The sequence below is a fragment of the Armatimonas sp. genome (assembly GCF_043760365.1).
In the GTDB taxonomy this organism is placed as follows: Bacteria; Armatimonadota; Armatimonadia; order Armatimonadales; family Armatimonadaceae; genus Armatimonas.
Genome location: NZ_JAYUPA010000501.1, coordinates 1 through 1629, shown reverse-complemented (window position 1 = coordinate 1629; position 1629 = coordinate 1). Strand labels below are relative to the sequence as shown.

The following is a 1629-nucleotide window of genomic DNA, read 5'->3' as shown; positions in this document are numbered from 1 at the left end:
AGCTCTTCGTCCGTGCCGACCACCACCGTGTTGGTCTGCGCCTCGACCCGCAAAACATAGAGCGGGAGAGGGGAGCCGACATTGATGCGCTTGCGCTGACCGACGGTAAAGAAGGCCGAACCGTCGTGATTGCCCAGCATTTTGCCGTCGGTATCCACAAAGTTTCCAGTCTGGACTAGCTCGGGGGCTTCGCGGGCGAGAAATTCGGTGTACTTGCCACCCTGCACAAAGCAGATCTCCTGTGAGTCTGGCTTGTCAGCGACCAGGAGGCCGTACTGCCGCGCCAGTGCGCGGGTCTCCGCCTTGCTAGCCAGCTCCCCCAGGGGCATGGTCATGTGCGCAAGCTGGTGCTGCTGGGTGGCATAGAGCGCGTAGGTCTGGTCTTTGGAACTCTCTGCCGCCCGTGCCAGCCCCCAGCGCTTGGTCTGCGTATCCTGAAAAACCTTGGCGTAGTGCCCTGTGGCAAGCTTACTCGCCCCCAGTGCGAGTGTTTTTTCCAGAAGCGCGTCGAACTTGATGTAGCGATTACAGTTGACACACGGGTTGGGGGTCCGCCCGCGCCGGTAGTCCTCGATAAAGGGCTTGATGACGGCATCGGCGAAAGGCTGCTTGTAGTTCAGAACGTAGTGTGGGATGCCGATGCGCGCTGCCACCCGGCGGGCATCTTCCACCGCACCGAGCGAGCAGCACCCTGCCCCCTTGGTGTCCGTTGTGCTCTCCTGCCAGATTTGCAGCGTGATACCAATGACATCAAAGCCCTGCTCCACGAGCAAGGCTGCTGCCACGGACGAGTCCACCCCGCCACTCATCGCCACGACTACTTTTTCACGAGCACTCACAAGTCTCAGTATATCGCGTCGTGCTCAGCGTTTTTTTTTCGTGAGGCTCAGCGGCTTGAGAGTCTTACCGGCTTGGTCATGCTCCCGGAGAAACTTCTCCACGAACTTGGGCCCACGGTCATCAACGAGCTTTTCGAGTACAAGCCGCGCTTTAGCAGCGTCCACGCTAATCTGGTTCGCTTCGGCTTGATCGGCAACCGCTTTTTCCAGGAAGGCAACAGAGATCTCGGTCTGAGTGGCGAGCCACTGCTGCCAGAGCTTCTCGATGCGCTCGGGGGTTCCATAGAGCTGGGCGAAGCGCTCCCAGACACTAACAAGAGGGGTATCGGTATCCGTCATGAGGGTATTCTATCGGATGCGCTGCTGGGTTGCTGTCCCCGTCAGAAGATAGATCAGGGTAGCAAGGAGCATCAGAGCAAGGAAGCCCCCTGAGATTCGCAGCAGATTCTGCTGACGCTCGCGTCGGTCACGCCCGGGATCAGGCCACCCCGCTGCCTTGTAGGCGCTGGCGTAGGTATAGAGGGCACTGTCTGCCGCTTGGCTCAGGGTATCGTAGGAGTTGGCAGCGATCTCGATGCGCACACGCCCCTCCCGCCCTGGCTTCCAGGAGATCTGAACCGAGGCGGGATCGCCATCCACTTTGATGGTGCCAGCAATCAGCGCGGCAGACAAGTCGTATTGCTCCACCTTGCCAATACGGCGAAAAGCGCGCAGCGCACGCTCCCCTACGCGCTCCACGGTTCCATCTACAGAAAGTTCTAAGTACCGACTCATAGGTTTGCCATCTACT

The 1629-nt window shown here is 59.4% G+C and carries 3 protein-coding genes; all 3 read right to left on the bottom strand.

The annotated features are described in order from the left end of the window. Nucleotides 1-839: tRNA 2-thiouridine(34) synthase MnmA (mnmA, locus tag ACH2EH_RS11750; protein WP_395141875.1), on the bottom strand; the 839-nt coding region annotated here is incomplete at its 3' end. A 24-nt stretch (nucleotides 840-863) separates the two neighbouring features. Beyond that, nucleotides 864-1178: a hypothetical protein gene (locus ACH2EH_RS11745; RefSeq protein WP_309686384.1), complete on the bottom strand. Its 315-nt coding sequence runs from the start codon at nucleotides 1176-1178 to the stop codon at nucleotides 864-866. Between the two features lie 9 nt (nucleotides 1179-1187). Beyond that, nucleotides 1188-1629, bottom strand: a 442-nt coding sequence (locus ACH2EH_RS11740; RefSeq protein WP_395141873.1) for a hypothetical protein, incomplete at its 5' end; no start/stop codon positions are given.

Coding starts and splice junctions, on each gene's coding strand:
- ACH2EH_RS11745 (WP_309686384.1), bottom strand. CDS start 1,178: ATGACGGATACCGATACCCCTCTTGTTAGTGTCTGGGAGCGCTTCGCC.